The following is a 22555-nucleotide window of genomic DNA, read 5'->3' on the forward strand; positions in this document are numbered from 1 at the left end:
CGCAACCACTAAAAAACTCCCTATGCGAAACTTTTGGGTCAGCGTGCTGACTATAGCTACCGTTGTTTCAAATACCTTAGCCCAAAGGCCGGAAAAACTATCCTCTACAGAAATACATCACAATCTTCAAAAATTGAATTTTTTGGGTACGGCACTCTATATTGCTGCGCATCCAGATGATGAGAACACGCGACTCATTTCATATTTATCCAACAAGACCAAAGCACGTACCGCATATCTTTCCCTGACTCGAGGAGACGGTGGGCAGAATTTGATAGGTTCAGAATTAAGGGAACTTTTAGGTGTTTTAAGAACACAGGAGCTTTTGGCGGCCAGAAGAGTTGATGGCGGGGAACAATGGTTTACACGGGCCAATGATTTTGGATATTCAAAGCATCCCAATGAAACCTTAAAAATTTGGGACAGAGAAAAAGTTTTGGGCGATGTGGTTTGGGCCATACGAAACATAAAGCCAGATGTTATTATTAATAGATTCAATCATAGAACTCCAGGATCCACGCACGGGCATCATACGGCATCTGCTATGTTGAGTTTAGAAGCGTTTGATTTGACAAATGACCCAAATGCATATGCAGACCAATTACAACTCACACAAGTATGGCAACCCAAACGGGTATTTTTTAACACCTCATGGTGGTTTTATGGAAGTCGTGAAAATTTTGAAAAAGCGGACAAGTCCAATTTGTTGAAGATGGATGTTGGTGTATTTTATCCAGATTTGGGTCTTTCCAACAACGAAATAGCTTCGTTAGCTAGTAGTCAGCACTTATGCCAGGGGTTTGGAAGGATAAGTACGAGAGGTTCGCAAGATGAATATGTAGAATTATTAAAAGGAGACCTTCCCCAAAACAATGATCTTTTTGATGGAATAAACACAACATGGTCAAGAGTAAAAGGCGGGAAAGCAATTGGCGATATTCTTTACAAAGTTGAAGAGGAGTTTGACTTTACTAACCCTTCAAAGCATGTTCCCGAACTGGTTGAAGCATATCGACTATTACAAAAAATAGAAGATAAACATTGGAAAACTCTAAAATCAAAAGAACTGGAGTCCATAATTTTGGCGTGTTCAGGCTTGTATTTAGAAGTAAGCTCTGAGTCCGCTTCCACTACCCCAGGCAATACTCAGAAACTTAATGTGGAAGCTCTAAATCGAAGCTCACAAAACATTATTCTCAAGGAAATTAGGTTGTTGGGAACAGAAACTAATACTATTCAGAACAAAGTTTTGGCAGAGAACAAAAAAGAAAACTTGAGTATTGAATTCCCTATTCCAGAGACGGCAACGATTTCAGGCCCATATTGGTTAAAAGAACAGGGTAGTTTGGGCATGTATGAAGTTAGAGATCAAAAAATGATTGGAAAAGCGGAAACACCAAGCGCTTTTACTGCGAAATTGACTTTAGATTTTGATGGTGCTGAAATTGATTTTCAAAAACCAGTTGTTCATAGATTTTCAAAGCCTGATAAAGGTGAACTATATGAACCATTTGTGGTACTTCCCGATGCAACTTCAACAATTCTGGAAAAGGTTTTAATCTTTTCAGATTCCAAAACGAAAGATGTATTGGTCAATATAAAGGCGGGAAAAGACAGCATATCTGGTGAAATTGAATTACAACATCCTAGTGGATGGAATGTTTCTCCAAAAAATATTTCATTTTCAATTGCCCAAAAAGGACAGGAGCAAACGGTTACTTTTAAGGTTACGCCCCCCGCTGAAGATAGTGAAGGAAAAATTGTCCCTAAGATTAGCATGGCCACTAAGTCTTTTGACAAGGAACTTGTGGAAATTGCGTATGACCATATACCCAAACAGTCGGTTTTATTGACTTCTGAAGCCAAGGTGGTCCGTATGAATATTCAAAAATCCGGAGAACATATCGGCTACATTGTTGGGGCTGGAGACAAAGTGCCGGAAAGTCTTGAACAAATTGGATATCAGGTTCATATCATCGACCCAAAAGATATTAAACAAGGCTCACTCACTAAATATGATGCCGTAGTTGTGGGAATTAGAGCTTATAATGTTGATGATGATTTAAAGTTTAAGCAGCCGATATTGTTTGATTATGTTGAAAATGGTGGTAATATGATTGTGCAATATAATACTGCCGGTAGATGGAGTAAACAATTTGAAAATATTGCTCCATACAATCTTACGTTGTCCAGAGATCGTGTTACCGACGAAACGGCAAAAGTAAATATCATTGCCAATGATCATTCATTGGTTAACTTTCCAAATACGATAGAAGAAAGTGATTTTGATGGTTGGGTACAGGAAAGAGGTTTGTATTTTCCAAATAAGTGGAGCTCGGATTTCACCCCCATTCTTTCAATGGGAGATGAAGGTGAAACCCCAAAAGATGGTAGTCTTCTTGTTGCTCCTCATGGAAAAGGCCATTATATCTACACAGGTCTAAGCTTTTTTAGAGAACTCCCCGCTGGAGTTTCTGGAGCATATAAGCTTTTTGCAAATATGCTTTCCATTGGCAAAAGTGAGGTGAAAACAGAAAGTGATATCAAAGGATAAGATGAACAATAAATTAAATTGGAAAAAAGAATACACAGCAGTATTACTGCTAAACGTCTTCTATATTATATTGTTTTACTTCATCATGATACTAAATAATTAAACCTGAATGGGAGTATTAGACTGGATTGTTCTAGGGAGCACCCTGCTTTTTATTGTAGGTTATGGAGTATGGAAAACGCGGGGCAGTAAAAATGTAGACGACTATATTCGTGGTGGGAATGATGCCAAATGGTGGACCATTGGGCTTTCGGTCATGGCAACCCAGGCAAGTGCCATTACGTTTCTGTCCACACCTGGCCAGGCGTTTCATGATGGCCTCGGTTTCGTGCAGTTTTATTTTGGATTGCCCTTGGCCATGGTAGTTATTTGCTTGGTCTTTATACCTATCTATAGAAAGCTTAAGGTTTTTACGGCTTATGAAATGCTGGAAGGCAGGTTCGATTTAAAGACCCGTACACTTACAGCCATTCTGTTTTTAATTCAACGGGGGCTCGCGGCAGGAATCACAATCTTTGCACCATCAATAATTCTATCGGCAGTACTGGGTTGGGATTTGCGAAGCTTGAACATCATTATCGGGATTTTGGTGATTATTTATACTGTGTCAGGAGGCACGAAGGCAGTAAGCGTAACACAAAAACAACAAATGTTCATTATAATGGTGGGCATGTTCTTTGCCTTCTTCTTTATCTTGGGTTCCTTGCCAACAGGTGTTTCTTTTGGAGAGGCCTTAAAGATTGCTGGGGCAAACAACAAACTTCAAATCCTTGATTTTAGTCTGGACACCAATAACCGTTACACTTTTTGGAGCGGCATCACCGGAGGTTTCTTTTTAGCGTTGGCATATTTTGGCACAGATCAAAGTCAGGTGCAACGCTATCTTTCTGGAAAATCGGTAAGGGAAAGTCAATTAGGATTGATTTTTAATGGGGTGTTTAAAATTCCAATGCAATTTTTTATTCTACTTGTTGGAGCCATGGTCTTTGTTTTCTATCAATACAACCACTCTCCATTAAGTTTTAATCCGGCAGCTACCGAGGCTGTACTGCAATCAGAATATTCAGAAGATTACAAAGCTTTACAAGAGGGACATTTGATTTTGGAACAAGAAAAGGAAATGGCCCAAAACGCTTTTTCCGCCGCGCTTAAATTGAAGGAGTACAATGCTGTAGAACAAGCAAAACAGGATATTATCAAAATAAATCAAAAAGAAAGAGCTAGCCGGGATGCAGCCAAAACATTGATAGCCCAAGCAGACGGGTCAGTAGAAACCAATGACAAGGATTATGTGTTTATTCATTTTATATTGGACAACCTTCCCGTTGGTTTGATAGGACTTCTTTTGGCAGTTATATTATCGGCAGCAATGTCATCCACAGCATCTGAATTAAATGCACTTGGTACAATTACCGCCCTAGATTTGTATAAACGAAATAAGAAAGGGGAACAAGGTGAGAAACATTATGTACTTGCCACTAAGGCATTCACATTGCTTTGGGGAATAATTGCCATTCTGATTGCCTGCGTCGCAAACCTTTTTGATAACCTCATACAATTGGTCAATATCATTGGTTCCATATTTTATGGTAATGTACTTGGTATCTTTCTCCTCGCGTTCTTTTTTAAGTTTGTTAAAGGGAATGCTGTTTTTATTGCTGCCCTTATTACACAGGCTATTGTTATTGTTGGCTGGTATTTTGATTGGATGTCCTACCTATGGCTCAATGCCTTTGGATGTATTTTGGTCATTGCATTAGCAATACTTATTGAAGGTTTTGACTGGTTTTTAAGGAAACCTCCCATTAAAGTATAAAAAAAGCCCACTTTAAAAAGTGGGCTCAATTTTCTTATAAGTTTGAAGCTCTTAAAGTGCTCCCCATTCCTTTAATGAATCTTTGTTCATTTTCACATAATCGTCATTACCTGCAGTTTCAGATGCAGCTAGTGATTTTTTAGCCGTTTCAATGGCTGCTTTCTTATCCCCGGCTTTGGCATAAATCAAGGACTGCTGACGCAGTTGCCAAAATCTAGGCTCTTTGGTCATGGACATTGCTTTTTCCATCCACTCCTTAGCTTTGGAAATATCTTTATCCTCATTGAGGTAATAAACCGCCGCGGTGTAATAGTCTCCAGCGCTTGGCCCGGCCAAGGTTGTTTCAATATCTTTCATAACGGCAGAATCAGCAGGAACAGTAAAAGGAATTCCAACATAAACTTTTTCCCACATCAATCCTAAATTAGCACCATTGCTGGTTAAATCATCAATAGTTATAGTAAAGGTCTCAATATCCATAGGGATTGGGTAAACTTGAGCCGTTGTTTTTGCCGCTACCTTACTATCGTCCCATTCTCTTGGAGTTCCGCCACCTTCAGTATCAGTATAAAAGAATACTTCCCAACTAGATTCACCTGGCTTTGTAAAAATGGAGTATGTTCCAGCTTTTACTTCTGTACCGGCTATGGTAACATCAGTACTAAAGCTAACTTTTGTGTATGCATTAGCTCCTGTTCTCCATAATTTGTTGTAGGGAACTAAGTCTCCAAAAATTGTTCTTCCACGCATTGAAGGGCGTGAATAATCTACCGTAACATCGGTTAAACCTACTTTTTGCTTCAATTTAGAGCCAGGGCTTGCCGCAGGTGTTGTAATCTGGGCTTCCATGGTAATGGAAACGGATACAACACATAGTAATAAAAGTAATTTTTTCATTTGAAAAGTGTTTTAGATTTGTTAGTGAAACAAAACTAAATATAAAGGGATGTCCAACTTGTTAAGAAACACTTAAAAGAGAAACAGCATCAATTTATTATAAATGGCTTTACAACTTTTCCTTCTTCCAAGAAAAATGATAGAAAATAAAGGGACGGGCGCAAATAAGAAGTATCTATTGAACCATCTTTGAAAATTGCGATGGGATTATAGAAAACCCTTCTGCCCGAAACATCAAAAATTGCTTGCTCAAATACTTCATCTTCAGTATCCAATCGATAATTAAGCAAGAAATTGCCATCTGGCTGATATAGAACCAGTTTCTCATTCGCTTGAACTATATTTTCTAGTGTAAATAAAAATAAACGTGACGTTGAGATTATTTGCGGTGTACTATTTATAAATTCTTCAGATGTAATAAAATAGGTGTCCTCAAAATTTGCAATTGCTTCTATCTGTGCTATGCCAATATCCAAAGGTGATTTGGAGACCGTACCAGCAAAAATCGTGGTGTCAGACACACCATCAATCTCAACAATGAATGGGAACAACAATTCTGAATAACCCGTTAGCACTAACTTGTTTTCAGTTTCATTGTACGTGGAGCCGGTAATGAGCCCATCAATTTGGTAACTATCCATTCGTTGGGCTATATGGTTACCAGCCGTTTTCGGAATTTTATAGGCTACAGTTCCCATTTCTTGCCATTGTTTTGTCAACACAATTAAATTATCATCCAAAACAAAAAAAGCTTCGGCGTCCCAATCACTGTTAACGGTAGTAGTAAAATCTAACTGGTCAGGATAAGCAAATGAAATCCGTTCGGCTGAAACCGTGGTGGAGTTTTGATACTCATTCTTATTTATGATGTAGAATCCTAAATCTTCCCGATTTCCCCTATTATTACCAAAATCACCTACGTAAATAAAATTTTCATCTTGACTCAAATCCTCCCAATCCACATTTTGGGCATTGGTAATGGTAACCGTCCTTAAAATTTCCCCGTTCTCTGGGTTGAGTTCAAACAGCTGTGGTGTGTTTCCTGAATCATTATGAGTAATAAGGTTCCCGTTGTAGTAGATAAGCCCCGAGGTTTCTTTAATGCTAGCATCCAATGCTCCCAATTGCACTAAATCTTTTTGTCCATAGATGAAAACATTGAACATCAAAAAGATATATAATGGAATTATGGAAATCTTTCTCATGACGCTAAGGTATTCCATAAATCAATTTCTACTAAAACATAACGATTAAGAAGGGAAATACTAGATTATCTGATATTTTGTTTAATTAATTTAATTTTTTATTAAACAAATTGAATTTATATTTGTAAAAAAAATAATGAAGCTCTACCAACTCTATTCAAAACAATTGCTTCCCATTTCAAAGCAAAAGGCCTGGGAATTTCTTTCCAGTCCTAAAAATTTAAAGGTCATAACTCCTGACCATATGGGGTTTCACATACTTTCGGGTGCAGATAGACCGATGTTTTCAGGGCAAATAATACAGTATATTGTTAAACCTTTTCCATTCTTCAGTACCAAATGGGTTACAGAAATAACCCATGTGGTAGAAGGTGAGTATTTTGTTGACGAGCAACGTTTTGGACCTTATGCGCTATGGCATCACAAGCATTTTTTGAAGGAAACCAAGAAGGGTGTCGAAATGGAGGATATTATTGATTTAAAGCTTCCATTTGGAATTCTAGGCCAAATTGCATATCCAATTCTAGTAAAAAAGCAACTACACCAAATTTTTAAATATCGCGAAGAAAAACTAGTGGAGCTTTTCGGAAAAGTAGACGATGTACCAAATATTTTGGAATTAAAATCCATTTAAAAATGAGTAAAAATATATTACTGATTGGTGGTTCCCATGGAATAGGTTTTGAAATTGCAAAGGATTTATTGGATGAACATACAGTGTACGTAGCTTCCAGGACCAATGAGCAGTTGGGAAATCTGGATGTAAATTATATTTCTTTTGATGCCACAACGGATACGCTTGATGAAGCGCAGCTTCCAAATGAAATTCACGGGTTCGCATACTGCCCAGGAAGCATAAACCTAAAACCATTTAAAATGCTTTCCATAGATACTTTTAAAGAGGATATGGAACTAAACTTTTTCGCACTGGTCAATGTGGTAAAAACAATCCTCCCAAGAATGGCTACTGGTTCATCAATGGTATTCTTCAGCACAGTTGCAGTAAGCATGGGAATGCCTTTTCATACTAGTGTTGCAGCCGCTAAAGGAGCCATTGAAGGGTTTACAAAATCATTGGCCGCGGAATATGCACCAAATATTCGTGTAAATACCATTGCCCCTTCCTTAGTGGATACCGCTTTGGCAAAACGTCTTCTAAACAATGATAGAAAAAAAGAACTCATGTCTGAAAGGCACCCTTTAAAAAGATACGGCCATACATTGGACATTGCCAATCTAGCAGTGTTTTTGTTAAGTGATAAAAGTGGTTGGATGACTGGACAAATTTTAGGTGTTGATGGAGGCATGTCCACATTGAATATAAATTAATGAAGGAAGCGGTATCAATTTTTTGGTTTCGACGTGACTTACGCCTAAACGATAACGTAGGTTTATATCATGCCCTTCAAAACAGGTTTCCTGTAGTCCCCATTTTTATTTTTGATGTGGAAATTCTGGAGAAACTTCCAAAAGATGATGCTCGTGTCTCATTTATTCATGGACAACTTCAAAAGTTAAGGAGTGAACTTCAAAATCAGTTTCAAAGTAGTTTGGCAATATATTTTGGCAGTCCCGTCGAAATTCTAAAGCAACTGTTAACCAAATTCAATATAGATACTGTCTATACCAACCATGATTACGAACCCTATGCCCAAAAACGAGATGAGGAAGTAAGGACTTTTTTAAAATCGAACCAAATTGTTTTTAAAACCTATAAAGATCAGGTCATTTTTGAAGAAAATGAAATCGTAAAAGATGATGGAAACCCGTATGTGGTTTACACACCGTACAAAAAACGATGGAAAGAAAAATTCAACCCCTCAATCCATCTTGTCAATTACGATACCTATTCCAACTTTACCAATCTGTTTAAAAGTGTAAATCTTCCCAATTTAAAGCTTAGCGACATAGGTTTTGAATTGTCAAAAATTCACGTTTCCGATTATAATGTAACACCCAGATTAATTCAAAACTATGAGGATACGCGAAATTTTCCTGCTATTGAAGGAGGAACATCAAGGTTAGGTCCACATCTAAGGTTTGGTACAGTTTCCATCCGAAGAATGATTGCGAAAGCCATCTCTGAAGAAAATGAAATCTTTTGGAACGAATTGATTTGGCGGGAATTTTTTATGCAAATTCTTTGGCATTTTCCAAACACTGTTAACCGAGTTTTCAAACCCAAGTATGATCGTATTGTTTGGCGAAATAACCCAAGTGAATTTGAACTTTGGAAAAACGGACAAACCGGATATGCGCTTGTTGATGCCGGAATGCGAGAACTAAATCATACAGGCTATATGCACAATCGTGTTAGAATGTTGGTGGCTAGCTTTCTTTGCAAACACTTATTGATAGATTGGCGCTGGGGAGAAGCTTATTTTGCTGAAAAATTATTGGATTTTGATTTGTCCAGTAATGTTGGCAATTGGCAATGGGCTGCAGGTAGTGGTGTAGATGCAGCACCCTATTTCAGAATCTTCAATCCCATGACACAAGTGGATAAATTTGACAATCAAAGGGAATATATCAGCAAATGGGTACCTGAACTTCAAGAACTTACCTATCCACCCAAAATGGTAGATCATAAAATGGCTCGCGAACGTTGCTTAAAAGTCTACAAAGAAGCCGTAGGTTAATCCTTTTTCAGTATTTTTAAGATTCGATTTTATTTTTTGGTTCAGTTACTATAAATTGACTCAAAAGCGCTTTGTCGGAAAGTCTTAACTAACTCAAACATACCAAAATGAAACAACTCATCACCTTAGTACTGCTCTGTACTGTTTCAGTACATCTTACAGGACAAAAACTTACTTCAAACAAAAAAGCAATTATTGCCTCTGTAGAAAAACATAAAGAAAGTCTTATTCAAATAAGCGATTCTATTTGGGCATTGGCAGAAACTGCTTTTAATGAATCCAAATCTGCTGAGGTTTTAGCAAGCTACGCTGAGGAAAACGGACTAAAAGTTACAAGGGGTGTTGCAGATATCCCAACCGCTTTTACGGCAACATATGGCTCTGGTAAACCTGTGATCAGCATATTAGGGGAATTTGATGCGCTACCCGGACTATCCCAAAAAACAGAGCCCACCAAAAACCCTTTGGTAAATGGAGCTCCTGGTCATGGTTGTGGTCATAACATGTTCGGCGCCGCCAGCTTAGGTGCTGCAATTGCCATTAAAGAGCAAATTGAGGCGGGCAAACTAAAAGGAACTGTAAAGTTTTTGGGAACACCAGCCGAGGAAAAGTTTTTTGCCAAAGTTTGGATGGTAGAAGCTGGTCTTTGGGATGATGTTGATGTAAATATTAGCTGGCATCCCGGTGCCAATATTGAGGCGGATGTACAGAGTGGTCTCTCTTTAATTGATTTTATTGTGGAATTTTATGGACAAGCGGCCCATGCCTCTGCAGATCCATGGAACGGGCGCAGTGCTTCAGATGCATTGGAACTATACACAACCGGAATCAATTACTATAGAGAACATATCAAACCAACCTCACGTATTCATTACCATATCCAAGATGGGGGTCAAGTTGTAAATGTAGTTCCGGATTACTCCAAAATTTGGGTTCGGGTGCGTGATCCAAAGCGTACTATTATGCTTCCTACGTATGAACAGGTAAAAAAAATGGCAGAAGGAGCCGCTATCATGGCTAATGTTGATTATAAAATTTCTTTGGTTTCCGGAATCTATGAAACCTTGGTAAACCGTTCTGGTGGCGAAATCATGCAGAAGAATTTGGAACTTTTGGGCCCTATCGCATATACAAATGAAGAAATTGACTTTGGAAAAGCAATTCAAAATGCCACTGGAAAACCAGAATTAGGAATGGACAGTGAAATAAATCCGCTTAGGGAAACGGAAAAAAATCCTGGTGGTGGTTCTACCGATGTAGGTGATGTAAGTTGGAATGTCCCAAACATTAATCTAAGGGTAACAGTAGCCCCCAAAGATACACCATGGCACTCATGGGCAGTTGTTGCCTGTGGAGGAATGAGTATTGGACATAAGGGAATGGTCTATGCCTCCAAAGCAATGGCAATGACCATGGCAGATCTATTTGAAAATCCAAAACTGGTAGAAAAAGTAAAAGAAGAATATAACACTAGAAAAGGCGACGAGAAATATAAAGCCATGATTGATGGTCCCCCACCCATCGGAAACAATTAAAAAACAATTACATTAAAATGAAAAAATACATCCTATTATGGATTTTACCATTAGTTGCCCAAGTAGATGCCCAGCAGAACAAATTGGCCATTTTTGATAATCTTATCGGAAGAACATGGATTGCAGAAGGTAATTGGGGTGATGGTTCTAAATTTAAACAGGAAATTGAATTTCAATATGATTTGGACAGTGCTTTGGTGCTTACGAACGCCAAAGGATATACCAATAAAGAACAGACGGCATATGGTTCAAGAAATCATGGGGTTCGAAAATTTGATATGGAAACCAATACCATAAAGTTTTGGGAATTTGATGTTTTTGGGGGCCTTACGGAAGGTACTGTTAAAAGTAAGGGCAAGGACATCATTTACACGTATTCATACGGAGAGTCGGTAGTAACGGATTATTGGGAGTATGTAGATTCAAATACATATAATTTTACTGTTGGTGCCTATAAAGATGGTAAGTGGAAGCAACAGTATTTAACTACCCAGTTTACTTCTCCTAAAACCATGGGAGTGTCTTATAGTTTTGACCATCAAGCTATTGTAGTAACCCACCTGATGGAAACCGGTGATTTTTACAAAGATGTTTTTGGTTTTGAAGAAATTCCCCATCCAGAGGGAAAGCCTGGATATAGATGGTTTAAAATGTTTGGGAATTCACAATTACATCTGATTAAGAAAGATGTAGCTGAGTTCGAAAAGAATAAAAGCATGCATCTGTGCTTGGCGGTAAATAATTTAGAAAAAATTATTGAACGTCTGATTTCCAAGGATATTGATTTTTATGATTGGCCAGGCACCAAAGGTTCCATTACAAATCGGGCCGATGGGGTAAAACAAATATATATTCAAGATCCCGATGGTTATTGGTTAGAGATAAACGACGCAAAACACTGAGTATGTCGGATGCAATTCTTCAAATATTCCCTTTAGGTTTTCCATGGCAGACGCAAGATCCATTTCTTTTTTGCGTATACCACTTAGACCATTATCCAAAGGGAAATGAAACAATGGGGCCCGACCCTAAACTGTTGGAAGGTAGGAGTATCGGGAACGACTTTACCATAAAAAATGGTTGGCGTATGTATCATGGACAGACCATTCCAGGGTTTCCCTACCATCCCCATCGCGGATTTGAGACCATAACCATTGTAAACAAAGGCTATTGCGACCATTCAGATTCTCTGGGAGCGGCAGGTAGATTTGGACAAGGCGATGTGCAATGGATGACCGCAGGAAGAGGTGTTCAACATTCCGAAATGTTTCCCTTATTGAACACAGATAAGGAAAATCCTCTTGAACTTTTTCAGATTTGGTTGAATCTTCCCAAAGCAGATAAATTTGTAGAGCCCCATTTTAAAATGTTATGGCACGAAGATATTCCCGTCATTGAAGAGGAAAATGCACAAATTAAAATTGTAGCAGGCAATTACAAAGGCAATCAAGCCAGTAATCCTGCTCCAGATTCTTGGGCAGCGAAAGCGGAACATGACGTGGCTATTTGGAACATTCATGTGGATGCCGATACAGAATATATCTTACCCAAGGCAAATACATCCGTTACCAGAACGCTTTATTTTTACGAAGGTTCTGAAATCCGTATTGGTGACCAAAAAGTAAATCCCAATTTTGGAATTACTTTGGATGCTTCACAAGAGGTTCTCATAAAAATAGTTGCTGAAAAAGCTCATTTTATGGTATTGCAAGGAAAACCCATTGAGGAACCCGTAGCCAAATATGGTCCGTTTGTTATGAATACAGATGAGGAAATACAACAGGCTATGAAAGAATACCGTTTGACCCAGTTTGGAGGTTGGCCTTGGCCCTACCCTGATAATGTACATGACAAAGAAAAAGGGCGCTTTGCTCTGTATCCAAATGGTAGTTTAGAAAAAAAAGGTTAACCCTATTTCAATTTTTGATTTGCTTTTAGAAATCATAACAATGTTTGCCATTACTGTTAAAAGCAAGACATCAAGTAGTATTTCTGTATAAAAACCCTAGTTTTAGTAAGGATTTCATCTAAGTTTAAACGAACAAATCAGTGATTTCACGTTTATGAGGGTTCCTACTTCCATATTTAAAACCTTTTTACCCCTTTTTTTGGTTACCGGTTTTTGTTCTGCACAAACACAGAAAATAGATAGTCTTAAAAACCTCATGAAGACGGCCAATGACACCACCATGGTTAATTTGATACGTAGTCAGGGCATTTATACACAATCAATCAATCTTAAAAAGGCCCGTGAACTCTTTCAGCAAAGTATTGAAAAGGCCAAACAAATAGGATACATAAGTGGTGAAGTCAGCGGGATAAATTATATTGGGATAAGTTATGGCATGGCAGGTGACTACTCTGAATCACTTAGGTATTTTAGACAATCTCTTGAGTTGGCCAAAGAATATCAGATGTTTGAAGAAATAAGTAATGCTCATAATAATCTCGGCATCTTATACAAGCGTATTGGGGACTATCCAACAAGCCAAGAATACTACCTAAAGAATATAAAACTCCATGATTCGCTGAAACTTGATGAATATCTATCACGCACCTATGTCAATTTAGGGATTTTGTATGATTTAATGGACCAACAGGATAAAGCCATAGAAAGTTATCATAAAGCACTTGAAGTAGCACCTGAAGCTGAACGGGCACATTATGAAAATTCTGTTTTGTCTAATCTAGCAGTTATAGATTTTGATAATAAAGACTATAAAACCGCATTGGATAAATTTTTGGCGGCTATTGCCTATTATGATGAACAAGGAGAAAAGACAAGTCAGGCATTACAATACGCCAATGCAGGTATTTGCTATTTAAATCTAAAGGAATGGCAATTGGCTCAAGACTATTTTTTCAAATCCCTTCAACTTGCAAAAGAGCTTTCCTTACAACAGGAGATTGCTAAGGCATATTCCCATCTTGCCGACCTTAGATTCCGCCAAAAACGATATTCGGAAGCAATTGACTACTCTAATAAAAACTTGAAATCCTTAGAAGCAATGATAGGCTCTTATGAGAACAAAAAGGATGCCCATGAACTGGCCTATACCATATTTCAAGAGTCGGGTCAAATGCCCAGGGCCATTTATCATCTGAACCAGACCATGGTGTATAAGGACAGTCTGCTTAATGAGACAAAGGTCAGGGAAATACAAAACCTGCAGATACAACATGAGGTATATCTCATGAACGGGGAAATAAAGGAGAATGAGCTGCAACTAGCACTGCTTAACACAGAGGTGGCCCTTAACAACAAAAGAATGGTCTATCTTTCCATCATTGCATTATTGTTGTTGTTATCTGCTGGACTTCTCTACTTTCGGTTTCGGACCAAAAAAAGGGCCAATATCCTGTTACATAATAAAAATCAATTGATTTCCCAACAAAAAGAGATTATTGAGGACATGAACCTAGAGCTCGAAAAACGTATGCTACGGGCGCAAATAAATCCTCATTTCATGTTCAATTCCTTGAACTCCATACAACACCTGGTCAATTCTAACGACAGAATCAACGCACTACGGTACCTTTCAAAATTTTCCAAGCTGCTACGACAAGTCCTTGAAAGTTCAGTTAATATCAACTTGGTTCTTTCTGAAGAAATTGAATTGCTCAAAATTTATCTCGAATTGGAGTCCCTTAGATTTGACAATTCATTTACGTACTCCATTAATGTGGACGATTCTATTGACATTATGGAACAAGAAGTACCCATGTTGCTGGTCCAGCCCTATCTTGAAAATGCAATATTACATGGCCTAATGCCCAAAAATGGTCCAAAAAAACTTTCCGTCAGTTTTACTGATAAAATGCAATTTATTGAGTGTATTGTTAAAGATAACGGTATTGGGCTTGGGTCCAAACCCGCCGCAAATCATAAATATAAGGGACTCTCAAGGGGAATGTCCATTACTGCCAAAAGAATTGAGGCAATGCAAAAGTTCACAGATAAAAATTTAATTACTGTTGAAAATATAGCAGATAGTACCAAAACCGGAACAAAGGTGACAATCTTAATTCCAAAGAATTAAAGGATTCTATTAAATAGCCTCAAAAACTAAACACGAACTATATTTGCCCCAATGGCACGTAATCGTTCATCAATATTTTCGTAGCCGCGATCTATTTGCTCAATATTATTGATTGTTGAAGTTCCCTTGGCAGAAAGTGCTGCTATCAATAAGGAGACTCCAGCTCTAATATCAGGAGAAACCATTGTTGTAGCTTTTAGGGTAGATTTAAAATCATGTCCAATAACCGTAGCGCGGTGTGGGTCGCACAAAATAATCTTAGCTCCCATATCAATTAATTTATCCACAAAGAACAATCGGCTTTCAAACATTTTTTGGTGAATGACCACCTCCCCTTTAGCCTGAATTGCAACAACCAATAAAATACTTAGCAAATCCGGTGTCAAACCTGGCCAAGGCGCATCGGCAATAGTAAGAATAGAGCCATCAATATAATTCTGTACTTCATAACCATTCTCGTGCTTTGGAATATAGATATCATCTCCTTTACGTTCCAATTTGATTCCCAACTTTTGGAAAGCATTGGGTATTTGCCCCAAATCGTCCCAACTTACATTTTTTATGGTGAGTTCACTTTTTGTCATAGCAGCCAAACCGACCCAACTCCCAATTTCAATCATATCGGGCAACATGGTATGTTCTGTTCCTCCCAAAGTATCGACTCCCTCAATGGTCAAAAGATTGGAGCCAATTCCGGAAATCTTTGCCCCCATCCTATTCAACATCTTGCACAACTGCTGCAAATAGGGTTCACAGGCAGCATTGTAAATGGTAGTCGTTCCTTCAGCCAAGACAGCGGCCATTACTATATTCGCAGTTCCAGTGACTGAAGCTTCATCCAAAAGCATATAGGTGCCTTTGAGTTTCTCCGCTTCCACACCATAAAAATATTCTTCTTTATTATATCTGAATTTCGCGCCTAATTTGATAAAACCTTCAAAATGAGTGTCTAAACGTCTTCTGCCTATTTTATCACCACCCGGTTTGGGAATATACCCTTTTCCAAATCGTGCCAACAATGGACCAACCAGCATAATAGATCCCCTTAGTCCGCGACCATCTTGTTTAAATTGGTCTGATTGAAGGTACTCTAGATTAACATCGTTTGCTTTAAACGTATAGGAGCCTTTTCCTTTTTTTTGGATTTTAACACCTAAATCCTCTAACAAAGCTATCAACTTGTTGACATCGATGATATCTGGAATATTGTTTATTGTAATTTTTTCTCCCGAAAGCAAAACAGCACAAAGAATTTGAAGCGCTTCGTTCTTTGCACCCTGAGGTGTAATTTCACCATGTAGTTGGTGACCACCTTCTATCCGAAATGTTCCCATGTATTCCTTTGGAATTAATACCTTTTTTTACCTCTGTTGTTCCGCTGTCCCTTTTTGTTGTTATGGGTATTACTGCCATACCTGTTGGATTTGGCCAAACGGTTTTTAAGAAACTGTCCGCTATCGGTTAAGCTTTCTCCGTCTGGGGCAAGGTCAATTTCCCCATCGCTTAACTCCTTTAAATGTGTAAAAATCGCGGAATCTTCAACCGTATCCTTATTCCAGTTTAAATAGCACTTTTTCATATGGTTAGCTATGGCATATTCCAAGCCAGACCGCATATCACCCTTTTCCCATTTTATGGCAACATCTATCATTCTCTTAATGTTGTTCCCATAAAACCTGTACTTGGGAAAGTTTTGTGGGTATTCCAAAGGTTCAGGACGTTGTTGTAAAACTTCTTTTGGAGTAATTGGAAATGGTGAATCAACATCCAATTTAAAATCGGCCATAATAAAAAGTTGATCCCATAATTTATGTTGAAAATCCGGTACATCACGTAAGTGAGGTTGAAGATTCCCCATTACACTTATGATTGATTTTGCTACTTTGTTTCGTTCTTCCCTATCCGCAATGGAAACGGCATGATCTACCATTTTTTGAAAATGACGACCATATTCAGGGATAAAGAGCTTAGAGCGCTCCGTATTATATTGTAAATTTTCTACTACGTTCAAATTAAAGAGTTTAATGAAATTAAATTATTGGGAAGTCTTTCCAATAACGCTCGCAAAATACTAAAATTATGGCAATTGTAAGTTTTAAAGGGAAATTACTCCCTCAACGCTGGAAACTTCTTTGTACTTGGCTATGACCTCATCAGGATTATTCAAATGTACGGTTATAGAAATACTGGTATATGTACCCTTTTTAGATTTTTTTGATTCGATAACAGCTCCAGACATATTAAAAATATCCTTTATCTGACCTATCCTTTCTTCATCAGTAGGTACAATAAACTTGTACAAATAATTAGATGGCCAAGAGGTGTTCTCTAAAAGCTGTTCTTTGAGCCTAGCATAGAACTCATCAGATTTCTCTTTTTCCAAACCTTATTTTTTTACAAAGATATGGGTTAGGATACAATTTTTTTTCCTTCTACCTATTTCATTACTTTGTATTCATAAATATGTGTGTTTGAATACCAAAAAAGTAGTAATTACTGGAGCACCCGGAACTGGAAAAACCTCAATAGTCAATGGGTTGGAAAAAAGAGGATTCCATTGTTTTCATGAGATTATACGGGATATGACCTCCAGAGCAAAAAAAAATGGTGACCCTAGCGCTGTTGTTTCCAATCCTTTGGTTTTTGTTGATGATTCCCTTCAATTTAACAAAGACTTGCTTAAGGGAAGGGCTGAGCATTTTAAAAATTCCTTACACTTAAACACACCTATTAGTTTTTTTGATAGAGGTATGCCAGATGTATTGGCTTATATGGATTTCTTTAAGCAAACTTATTCCAAAGAATTTATTGAAGCTTGTGAAAGCCATAAATATGACACCATATTCATCGTACCGCCTTGGAAGGAAATTTACGTGTCGGACAACGAAAGATTGGAAACTTTTGATGAAGCTGAAAAAATTCATGACGCCTTACTAAATACGTACACCAAATTTGGTTACGACCCTATTATTGTGCCAAAGAATCCAGTTGATCAGCGTATAGCATTCGTTTTGGAAACACTTAAACCACTTTAGTGCAACAGGATATTCAAAATATCTTAAGAGAATTCTGGGGTCATGATGATTTCAGGGGCTCCCAAAAAAATATAATTAATGCTGTTATTGACGGGAAAGACGTAATGGCATTAATGCCTACTGGAGGAGGAAAATCGATTTGTTATCAAGTTCCAGCTTTGGCACAAGAAGGTATTTGTATTGTTGTTTCACCTTTGGTGGCATTAATTCAAGATCAAGTAAGCACGTTAAAAGAAAAGGGGATAAAAGCCATTGCACTTGTTGGTGGGATTTCTTTCGAAGAACTCAACAATCTTCTAGACAATTGCTTGTATGGTAACTATAAGTTTTTATACCTATCTCCAGAACGGCTGCAACAGACCTTGGTACAGGAAAGAATCCGGGAAATGAATGTTAATCTAGTCGCCATTGATGAAGCGCATTGTATTTCCCAATGGGGCAATGATTTTAGACCTGCTTATCTGGATTGTGCAATCCTTAAAGACTTGGCCCTTACAGCACCTATTATAGCACTTACAGCCACCGCAACCCCAAAGGTTATTGAAGACATAATTGAGAACCTTAAACTAGATAATGCATCAACATTTAAGGATTCATTTTCTAGGTCCAATATTGTTTTCAAAGCAAAATATACTGAAGACAAGCTCTATCAATTAAAGAAATATTTACATGAAATTCCTGGAAGTGCAATTATCTATGTGCGCTCAAGAAAAATGTCATTGTTCCTCTCAGATTTTTTGAACAAGAATGGTTTCAAGGCTACTTTCTTTCATGGTGGGATTTCCAAAGCTGAAAAAGAAGAAAAATTAAATCAATGGTTAAATAATACCATTGGGGTAATGGTTGCAACCAATGCTTTTGGTATGGGAGTGGATAAACCAGATGTACGTTTGGTGGTTCACTATCAAATTCCCGACAGCCTGGAAAGCTATTTTCAAGAAGCTGGAAGAGCGGGGCGCGATGGAAATGAAGCCACCGCAATACTACTTACCACAGGTGAGGATGAGGAAAGGGCAAAACAACAATTCTTATCTTCTTTGCCCAATGTTGATTTTGTAAAGAAACTATATGTCCAATTGAGCAACTACTTTCAAATCTCATACGGAGAGTCCGTAGCGGAAACGTTAGTGCTGAAATTCAATGCCTTTTGCAAACGTTACGAGTTTAACCCAAATGTTACCTACAATGGGCTTCGAATTTTGGACCAAAACTCCGTAATTTCTTTATCAGAAAATTATAACGAAAAACACACACTAAAATTTATCGCCACCAAAGCAGGTATTTTTGATTATTTAAATTCCAATCGTAAATCTGCATCAATCATTCAGACCATTCTTAGAACTTATGGAGGTATTGTCGATTATGATACCAAAATAAGTGTCCATTTAATTTCGCAAAAAACTGGAGAATCTGAAAAACACATAAAAAAAATCTTGAAGCAATTGCATGAAGATGGTGTTGCGGAATACAAAAACACAACCAGCGACCTTGAGATTACTTTTTTGGTTCCCAGAGAGGATGACCGCTCTATCAATACATTTGCTAAAAAGATAAAAGATTTCAATACCGTAAAAAAGAACAATTTGAACGCGGTATTGGAGTATATAAAAAATACTACGGCTTGCCGTAGCGAGTTCTTGCTGAATTATTTTGGAGAAAAAGTTAATGAGAAATGTGGCACTTGCGATATTTGCACAAAAACCAGCAAACCAGAGTCTGGTTTTTTAGAACGTAAGATTGTTGAGCTTCTAAAGACCAATCCGCATACATCAAGACAAATTTCAATGTCAATAGACCTTGAAGAAGAAGTTCTGTTGGAAACTTTGCAAATACTCCTCGAGGATGAAGAAATCATGTTGAACCATAAAAATGAATATGACATCAAAAAATAATACGCTGCGCATTGTATTTATGGGCACTCCAGATTTTGCAGTTGGGAGTTTGAAAAATATTTTGGATGCAGGATATACTATTGTTGGTGTAATTACTGCTCCCGACAGACCGGCGGGCCGAGGAAGAAAAGTTCAAGAATCTGCGGTAAAGCAATTTGCCCTAAAACACAACCTCAACGTATTACAACCTACAAATCTTAAAAGCGAAGCGTTTATAGAAGAGTTACGAAGCCTGCAAGCTAACCTTCAGGTAGTAGTTGCTTTTAGAATGCTTCCAAAAGTGGTTTGGCAAATGCCAAAATATGGTACGTTTAATCTTCATGCTTCCCTTCTACCACAATATCGAGGGGCTGCCCCAATAAATTGGGCCATTATTAATGGTGAAATGGAAACTGGTGTCACAACATTTTTTATAGATGATAAAATTGATACGGGAAATATCATTTTACAAAAAACCGAACCAATATCAATCGAGGATAATGCAGGTACCTTGCATGATAGGTTGATGAACCTGGGAGCAGAATTGGTAGTACAAACCTGTGAACAGATTGCTTTGGGAAATTTTTCAACCTCAACACAAAAGGAATATGATAATTTAAAGCCCGCGCATAAAATTAATAAGGAAACCTGTAAAATAGATTGGAATGCACCAATGAAGAATATCCATAACCATATTCGAGGTCTTAGTCCCTACCCTGCAGCTTGGACCTATCTAATAAATAATGGAAAACAAAAAAACATAAAAATATATAAAACCCGGATGGAGCCTTTTGAACATCATGATGCTGTTGGGAAAATTTTTGCAGACAAAAAGACATTGAAAGTTGCAACAATTGATGGTTATCTTCAGCTGCTCGAAATACAATTGCCCGGAAAGCGAAAAATGCAAGTATCTGAAATTCTGAATGGTTTAAATCTTGAAAAAAACGCACATCTTCTCTAAGCCCCTACCGTTACTAGGCTCACAAATAACCTCATTTTCTTTCCACTTTATCAACAAACGTTTCAAGTTATTAACAAAAACCCCTATTTCCCTTGGTTTTACTTGCGTTAAAGGCAAATCCATATAAATTTGTTTAGCATTAAAATTATTTTAACAACAATTAATTTGATTCAATTATGAACAAAACAGAATTAATCGATGCTATGGCAGCTGATGCAGGCATCACTAAAGCAGCAGCTAAAAAGGCATTGGAATCTTTCTTAGGAAATGTAGAAGGATCACTTAAAAAAGGAAACAGAGTTTCTTTAGTAGGTTTTGGTTCTTGGTCAGTATCCAGGAGAAATGCAAGAGATGGTAGAAACCCACAAACTGGACAAACTATCAAGATTGCAGCTAAGAACGTTGTAAAGTTCAAGGCAGGAGCAGAATTGAGCGGTTCAGTAAACTAATCAATTACGTATTTAAAATATATAAAGGCACTTCTTTTCCAAGAAGTGCCTTTTTATTATTGTATAAGTGCTTTTTTGAATTTGTCGTATATTATATTAAATTTAAAATCAAGAATTTAATATTATGATTGGCCTTAAGCCAAAAAAAGGGAAATTATTGGTTGCAGAGCCTACATTGACAGGCGATGTTTCTTTCAACAGATCTGTAGTGCTCTTGGCAGAACACAATCAGGAAGGATCTGTAGGTTTTATATTGAACAAACCTCTTGATTACAATATTTGTGATCTAATTTCTGAAATTACAATTCCTTTTAAAGTTTTTAATGGTGGACCTGTTGAGCAGGACAATCTATATTTCATTCATAAAGTTCCACACCTAATTGATGATAGTATTGAAATTTCGGATGGTATTTTTTGGGGAGGTAATTTTGAAAAAACCGTAGCGCTCATAAATAATAAAACCATTACGGACCAGGATATCCGTTTCTTTCTTGGATATTCCGGTTGGGATTCCAGCCAATTAGACCAAGAACTTTCTTCAAAATCGTGGGTGGTAGTAAAAAACGAATACGAAAGCAATATTCTCACAAAGTCTTCCAATGCATTTTGGAAGGAAAAAATGGTTGAATTGGGTGGTGATTATCTTTTGTGGTCCAATTCTCCTGAAAATCCTTCCCTTAATTAAGGGAATCCATTCTTGCCTTAGCGTTCAGTTTTCCCAAAAGGCTTTTGGCAACAGTATTTACATATTTCTTTTTTCGATACTTGCTGATTGGAACAATCCCGGCAATGCTATTTGTAAAGAAGAGCTCATCTGCTTTTTGTAGCTCAAAAGGAGAAATAGATTCTTCCAAAAGTTGTAAATCGTCTATGGAGTCAATAATTTCAATAAGTTTTTTTCTGATGATGCCATTTAAACATCCATCACTCAAAGGAGGTGTCTTAATGGACGTTCCCTTTACCAAAAAAAGGTTTCCATTAATCATTTCTGCCACTTGTTTGTCTGTATTGATAAGAAAGCAGTTGTTGTATCCATTTTCTTTTGCATAAACACCAGCAACCACATTGAGAATCTTATTTGTGGTTTTTAAATTGGATAACATATCCTTGTTTAGATAATAATCTTTGAATAGCTCCACCTCGTAGTTTTCGTCCTTTATGATATAAAATGGTGATTCAAGTGGATTACTTTCAATAAGATATGATATTTCATTAGTTACCGGAGTATAAAGACCTCCTTCATTTCTAAAAACACTCAACCGTACTCTGGAGGAGCCATTTTCCAAACCGTTTTCCTTTACTGTTTTGGAAATTTCATCTTCAAGAAATTCCAATGTAAAGTTCATGGGGATTTCCATCCTAAGGATCCGCATTGAAGCCATTAGTCTAAAATAATGGTCTTCCAAGAAAAAAACGGTGCCATTTACAACTCTAAGTGTCTCAAAAAGAGCATCCCCATACTTTAATGCCCGGTTATCATGCTTTAAAATAGAAGTGTCTTCCGAAAAAAAATCGCCATTAAAATTGACCATAAAAAAAGCCTTGAAAAA

Annotated in this window: 20 protein-coding genes; 14 read left to right on the forward strand and 6 right to left on the reverse strand. The window is 37.5% G+C overall.

Annotated elements, in window-relative coordinates:
• Nucleotides 1-22: 22 nt before the first annotated feature.
• Nucleotides 23-2554, forward strand: a complete 2532-nt coding sequence (locus AAY42_RS04800) for a PIG-L family deacetylase (protein WP_055392910.1) — start codon at nucleotides 23-25, stop codon at nucleotides 2552-2554.
• Nucleotides 2555-2663: 109 nt separating this feature from the next.
• Complete coding sequence (locus AAY42_RS04805) at nucleotides 2664-4370, forward strand: sodium:solute symporter family protein (RefSeq protein ID WP_055392912.1); 1707 nt, start codon at nucleotides 2664-2666, stop codon at nucleotides 4368-4370.
• A 51-nt stretch (nucleotides 4371-4421) separates the two neighbouring features.
• Here the strand turns inward: AAY42_RS04805 and AAY42_RS04810 are convergent, their stop codons facing one another.
• Both AAY42_RS04810 and AAY42_RS04815 read right to left on the reverse strand, forming a co-directional pair.
• Nucleotides 4422-5267, reverse strand: coding sequence for a DUF2911 domain-containing protein (locus tag AAY42_RS04810; protein WP_055392913.1), 846 nt, complete (start codon nucleotides 5265-5267; stop codon nucleotides 4422-4424).
• 89 nt (nucleotides 5268-5356) lie between these two features.
• Nucleotides 5357-6490 carry a T9SS C-terminal target domain-containing protein gene (locus tag AAY42_RS04815; protein WP_175288726.1) on the reverse strand — a complete coding sequence of 378 codons (1134 nt, stop codon included), beginning with the start codon at nucleotides 6488-6490 and terminating at the stop codon, nucleotides 5357-5359.
• Nucleotides 6491-6608: 118 nt separating this feature from the next.
• Here AAY42_RS04815 and AAY42_RS04820 point away from each other — a divergent pair, with 118 nt between their 5' ends.
• The 7 genes from AAY42_RS04820 (at nucleotide 6609) to AAY42_RS04850 (ending at nucleotide 14686) form a co-directional block, all read left to right on the forward strand.
• Nucleotides 6609-7106, forward strand: coding sequence for an SRPBCC family protein (locus tag AAY42_RS04820; RefSeq protein WP_055392917.1), 498 nt, complete (start codon nucleotides 6609-6611; stop codon nucleotides 7104-7106).
• Between the two features lie 2 nt (nucleotides 7107-7108).
• Entirely contained in the window at nucleotides 7109-7801 is a 693-nt protein-coding gene (locus tag AAY42_RS04825; protein WP_055392919.1) for an SDR family NAD(P)-dependent oxidoreductase, read from the forward strand.
• The gene (locus tag AAY42_RS04830) at nucleotides 7801-9111 is read left to right on the forward strand and encodes a cryptochrome/photolyase family protein (protein ID WP_055392920.1); all 1311 of its coding nucleotides are present in this window, start codon (nucleotides 7801-7803) and stop codon (nucleotides 9109-9111) included. Before AAY42_RS04825 ends, AAY42_RS04830 begins: the two co-directional genes overlap by 1 nt.
• Nucleotides 9112-9218: 107 nt before the next feature.
• Nucleotides 9219-10646, forward strand: a complete 1428-nt coding sequence (locus AAY42_RS04835) for an amidohydrolase (RefSeq protein WP_055392922.1) — start codon at nucleotides 9219-9221, stop codon at nucleotides 10644-10646.
• Nucleotides 10647-10663: 17 nt separating this feature from the next.
• The gene (locus AAY42_RS18030) at nucleotides 10664-11548 is read left to right on the forward strand and encodes a VOC family protein (protein ID WP_101956437.1); all 885 of its coding nucleotides are present in this window, start codon (nucleotides 10664-10666) and stop codon (nucleotides 11546-11548) included.
• 2 nt (nucleotides 11549-11550) lie between these two features.
• Nucleotides 11551-12555 carry a pirin family protein gene (locus AAY42_RS04845; protein ID WP_055392924.1) on the forward strand — a complete coding sequence of 335 codons (1005 nt, stop codon included), beginning with the start codon at nucleotides 11551-11553 and terminating at the stop codon, nucleotides 12553-12555.
• Between the two features lie 256 nt (nucleotides 12556-12811).
• The gene (locus AAY42_RS04850) at nucleotides 12812-14686 is read left to right on the forward strand and encodes a tetratricopeptide repeat protein (RefSeq protein WP_175288727.1); all 1875 of its coding nucleotides are present in this window, start codon (nucleotides 12812-12814) and stop codon (nucleotides 14684-14686) included.
• Between the two features lie 26 nt (nucleotides 14687-14712).
• On the opposite strand, the gene murA is transcribed toward AAY42_RS04850, so the two are convergent.
• The 3 genes from murA to AAY42_RS04865 all read right to left on the reverse strand — a co-directional run bounded on the left by murA (nucleotide 14713) and on the right by AAY42_RS04865 (nucleotide 17069).
• On the reverse strand, nucleotides 14713-16020 hold the full coding sequence (gene murA, locus AAY42_RS04855) for a UDP-N-acetylglucosamine 1-carboxyvinyltransferase (protein WP_055392927.1): 1308 nt from the start codon (nucleotides 16018-16020) through the stop codon (nucleotides 14713-14715).
• 14 nt (nucleotides 16021-16034) lie between these two features.
• The gene (locus tag AAY42_RS04860) at nucleotides 16035-16697 is read right to left on the reverse strand and encodes a DUF4290 domain-containing protein (RefSeq protein ID WP_055392929.1); all 663 of its coding nucleotides are present in this window, start codon (nucleotides 16695-16697) and stop codon (nucleotides 16035-16037) included.
• Between the two features lie 84 nt (nucleotides 16698-16781).
• Nucleotides 16782-17069 (reverse strand): DUF493 family protein, encoded by a 288-nt coding sequence (locus AAY42_RS04865; protein ID WP_055392931.1) that lies wholly within the window; start codon nucleotides 17067-17069, stop codon nucleotides 16782-16784.
• 82 nt (nucleotides 17070-17151) lie between these two features.
• On the opposite strand from AAY42_RS04865, the gene AAY42_RS04870 reads away from it, so the two are divergent.
• The 5 genes from AAY42_RS04870 (at nucleotide 17152) to AAY42_RS04890 (ending at nucleotide 21690) form a co-directional block, all read left to right on the forward strand.
• On the forward strand, nucleotides 17152-17721 hold the full coding sequence (locus AAY42_RS04870; protein ID WP_245625591.1) for an AAA family ATPase: 570 nt from the start codon (nucleotides 17152-17154) through the stop codon (nucleotides 17719-17721).
• Nucleotides 17721-19613, forward strand: coding sequence for a RecQ family ATP-dependent DNA helicase (locus tag AAY42_RS04875; protein ID WP_055392934.1), 1893 nt, complete (start codon nucleotides 17721-17723; stop codon nucleotides 19611-19613). The genes AAY42_RS04870 and AAY42_RS04875 overlap by 1 nt, the downstream gene beginning before the upstream one ends.
• Nucleotides 19597-20556 (forward strand): methionyl-tRNA formyltransferase, encoded by a 960-nt coding sequence (gene fmt / locus AAY42_RS04880; RefSeq protein WP_055392936.1) that lies wholly within the window; start codon nucleotides 19597-19599, stop codon nucleotides 20554-20556. The genes AAY42_RS04875 and fmt overlap by 17 nt, the downstream gene beginning before the upstream one ends.
• A gap of 176 nt (nucleotides 20557-20732) precedes the next feature.
• Nucleotides 20733-21005, forward strand: coding sequence for an HU family DNA-binding protein (locus AAY42_RS04885; RefSeq protein ID WP_055392938.1), 273 nt, complete (start codon nucleotides 20733-20735; stop codon nucleotides 21003-21005).
• A gap of 124 nt (nucleotides 21006-21129) precedes the next feature.
• Nucleotides 21130-21690, forward strand: coding sequence for a YqgE/AlgH family protein (locus AAY42_RS04890; RefSeq protein ID WP_055392940.1), 561 nt, complete (start codon nucleotides 21130-21132; stop codon nucleotides 21688-21690).
• Here AAY42_RS04890 and AAY42_RS04895 read toward each other — a convergent pair.
• Complete coding sequence (locus AAY42_RS04895) at nucleotides 21683-22537, reverse strand: aminotransferase class IV (protein WP_055392942.1); 855 nt, start codon at nucleotides 22535-22537, stop codon at nucleotides 21683-21685. The genes AAY42_RS04890 and AAY42_RS04895 overlap by 8 nt on opposite strands.
• Between the last annotated feature and the right edge of the window lie 18 nt (nucleotides 22538-22555).

The sequence above is a fragment of the Flagellimonas eckloniae genome, assembly GCF_001413955.1.
GTDB classification, from domain to species: Bacteria; Bacteroidota; Bacteroidia; order Flavobacteriales; family Flavobacteriaceae; genus Flagellimonas; species Flagellimonas eckloniae.